Origin of the sequence: Nostoc sp. UHCC 0251 (assembly GCF_034932245.1) — a bacterium.
Lineage (GTDB): Bacteria > Cyanobacteriota > Cyanobacteriia > Cyanobacteriales > Nostocaceae > Nostoc.
This window is the reverse complement of record NZ_JAYGHD010000502.1, coordinates 1-3,275: the sequence shown is the minus strand read 5'-3', so window position 1 is coordinate 3,275 and position 3,275 is coordinate 1. Positions and strand designations below refer to the sequence as shown.

1 protein-coding gene, 1 pseudogene and 1 riboswitch are annotated in these 3,275 nt (G+C 44.4%); of the genes and pseudogenes, one reads left to right on the top strand and one right to left on the bottom strand.

All coding sequences use genetic code 11. The features are described 5' to 3' along the window. Positions 1-182 precede the first annotated feature (182 nt). Positions 183-743: pseudogene (locus VB740_RS36295) on the top strand (TIGR04283 family arsenosugar biosynthesis glycosyltransferase); the annotation flags it as partial. Positions 744-1,339: 596 nt separating this feature from the next. On the opposite strand, the gene thiC reads toward VB740_RS36295, so the two are convergent. Beyond that, positions 1,340-2,713: a phosphomethylpyrimidine synthase gene (gene thiC, locus VB740_RS36290; protein ID WP_323204640.1), complete on the bottom strand. Its 1,374-nt coding sequence runs from the start codon at positions 2,711-2,713 to the stop codon at positions 1,340-1,342. A 7-nt stretch (positions 2,714-2,720) separates the two neighbouring features. After that, positions 2,721-2,817, bottom strand: a riboswitch (TPP riboswitch). Between the last annotated feature and the right edge of the window lie 458 nt (positions 2,818-3,275).

The following is a 3,275-nucleotide window of genomic DNA, read 5'->3' as shown; positions in this document are numbered from 1 at the left end:
TTCTCCGTATTTACTTATCTTCACATAGTTTGGTTTTTTCATGCCTACTTACTTAGCTGTTCTAGATTGATTATAGAATAAGGGCATAAAAATCTTATGCCCTTATTTTCGTATCACACTGTAGCACGCGATCGCACAGAGCGCAGTGTCTTCGGCGACGCGCTCCGCAAACAACGGGCTTTGCCAACGCAACTACCCAACCTAGTACGAATATAGAAGTAATTGTGGTAGATGGTGGCTCCAAAGATGACACTGTAGAAATAGCCCAATCATTGGGTGTAAAAGTTATTTTGTCATCTCCTGGACGTGCAGTGCAAATGAATGCAGGTGCTGTAGCTGCTAGTTGTGAAATTCTGCTGTTTCTTCATGCAGATACACGTTTACCGCCTGACTTTGATATGATAATTCGCACAGCACTACAGCAACCAGGAACAGTTGCGGGTGCGTTTAACTTGCGGATTGATGCATCACCTTGGGGTATGCGGTGGGTAGAATGGGGAGTAAATTGGCGATCGCATTTTTTGCAAATGCCCTATGGCGATCAAGGAATTTTTTTAACTAAAGAAGTCTTGCAGCAAATTGATGGCTTCCCAAAATTGCCTATTATGGAAGACTTTGAACTTATACGCCGTTTAAAACGCATCGGTAAAATTACGATTATTGCAGTTCCAGTTGTAACCTCAGCCCGTCGTTGGTTACAAAAAGGAATTATTCAAACTACCTTAATTAATCAAACAGTAATAGAAAAACTCTGTGATGAAGCCGCATCCACCATATCGGGAGGAGCCTTAGAAATCAGTGTTCCACTACCTCCTCCCTCTGCCGTTCGGATTAGACCTGGAACCCAAGCAGACATAGACAGGCTGTCAACTTCACTGTTTGGCGGCCCTCTCTTTCCCGGTTTAGATCCCGAGTTCCCGTAAGGTAGCTGATACGCGCCCTACACTGACGGACGAAAACAAGCATCCGACTCGAAGCCCTTAGAACCACAGGCATCGGAGAGCCGCTTTGACTTTACACCTCGACAGCTTAATTTGTTTGAGGATTTGTAGTAGTTTTTTTTACATAGTCCCCTCTTGAAGGTTTTTTGAGGGGACATTAATTTGCTTGGTAAAGGTGTTGCTGATGAACTTGGCACAATTTAGCCGCCTTGAGCGCACAAAACAACGCCCCAATTGCCATCACTGAAAGCCAAAACCTAACCTTATATTTTGAGAGAAGCAAAACCATTTTGTCTCATTCCCAGTTTTCGACTGGGAACGAGGTTTTAAAAGAGTTTTAACTTATAGTTGATACCAGTTACAGCGGTTTCTTTGACTTTTGCAAGAGGTCTAATCTGTTAGCTTTGAGTCACAGCCTCTTTCGCCAAGAACTTCTCTAATTCTGTCAGCGCATCAGCATCAACCTTAGTTTGCATTGGGCAGAACTTAGGCCCACACATTGAACAAAACTCAGCAGTTTTATAGATATCTGCTGGCAGAGTTTCATCGTGATATTCCTTAGCTCTTTCTGGATCGAGTGATAATTCAAACTGACGGTTCCAATCGAAGTTGTAACGCGCCTTAGAAAGTTCATCATCTCTATCCCTTGCACCAGGGCGATGTCTAGCAATATCAGCGGCATGAGCTGCTATCTTGTAGGCAATCAACCCATTCCGCACATCTTCGGCATTTGGTAAACCCAAATGTTCTTTAGGTGTTACATAGCACAGCATCGCAGTACCGTACCATCCAGCCATTGCTGCTCCAATGGCTGAAGTGATGTGGTCATAACCGGGAGCGATGTCTGTCACTAATGGCCCTAAAACATAGAAAGGTGCTTCAGAACACTCTTCCATTTGCTTACGGACGTTGAATTCAATTTGATCCATTGGGACGTGTCCAGGCCCTTCCACCATCACCTGTACATCATCTTCCCAGGCTTTGCGAGTTAGCTGTCCCAGGGTTTTCAATTCAGCTAATTGTGCTTCATCTGAGGCATCATGGGTGCAGCCAGGACGCAGGGAATCTCCTAAACTGAAGGAGACATCATATCTTTTGAAAATCTCAATAATATCTTGGAAGTGGGTATAAAGCGGGTTTTGTTTGTGGTGATGCAACATCCACCGCGCCAAAATACCGCCGCCGCGAGAGACAATACCAGTGATGCGGTTTCTCACCAAAGGCAAATGTTCAATCAAAATCCCTGCGTGGATAGTTTGATAGTCTACCCCCTGCTGGGCGTGCTTTTCGATGATATGGAGAAAATCATCAGCAGTCAGATTTTCGATTGTGCCGTGGACACTTTCTAAAGCTTGGTATACTGGTACTGTACCAATGGGAACAGGCGAAGCCTTAATAATAGCAGTACGAATTTCATCCAAATTACCGCCACCTGTGGACAAATCCATCACGGTATCAGCACCGTACTTCACCGCCAGATTCAGCTTATCAACTTCTTCCTGAAGATTAGAAGAGTTGGGGGAAGCGCCAATATTAGCATTTACCTTACATTTAGAGGCGATGCCAATAGCCATCGGCTCTAGGTTAGTGTGATTAATATTAGCGGGGATAATCATTCGTCCCCGCGCCACTTCCTCACGAATGAGATCAGCAGGGAGATTTTCCCGTTGGGCGACGTAGTGCATTTCTTCGGTGATAACACCTTGGCGGGCGTAGTGCATTTGAGATACATTACTCTGCCCACGTCGTTTAGCAACCCATTCTGTCCGCATATTGTCATTCCTCAATAAACAGCTTCCCTCCGCTGGTATTACCCAGACTCAGGTGTTAAGGGTGTGATCTCAGCCTGGTTATGTAGGCACCCCTAGCATGGATGTAGTGTATCACCTTCGTTATATCTGGGGGCAAGGGTGTTAACAATTTATGCTGTTTTTTCGGAGTCTGGCGATGTCTACGACGGGCTGCGCCTACGCTGTTTCTGTTGAATAATGTCTAATATTGCCTTGTAAATTTCCTCTGGGGTCATTGATGCGGGATAGGTTGCAGAGGTTTTGCCGTCAAACAATGTAAATTGGTTTTGTAGGCAGTCGTCAAGTCACTTCTCTATGAGACGCTGTGCGTAGCTTGCTTTGACCTAGGAGTACGCTCCAATGAATAATTAAAAATTATTAATTAAAAATTGAATAAAAAAATCTTAAGTGTGCGTAGTTTACAGCCGGAGGCATCGCTGAGATTTATAGCTATTGACGTGCAAATATCTTGTGATTTAGCAAGCTGTAACTCCCGGTTCGCCCACTTTAAATTGAGTTAGAAAAAAGCTGAACGATTTAGTAG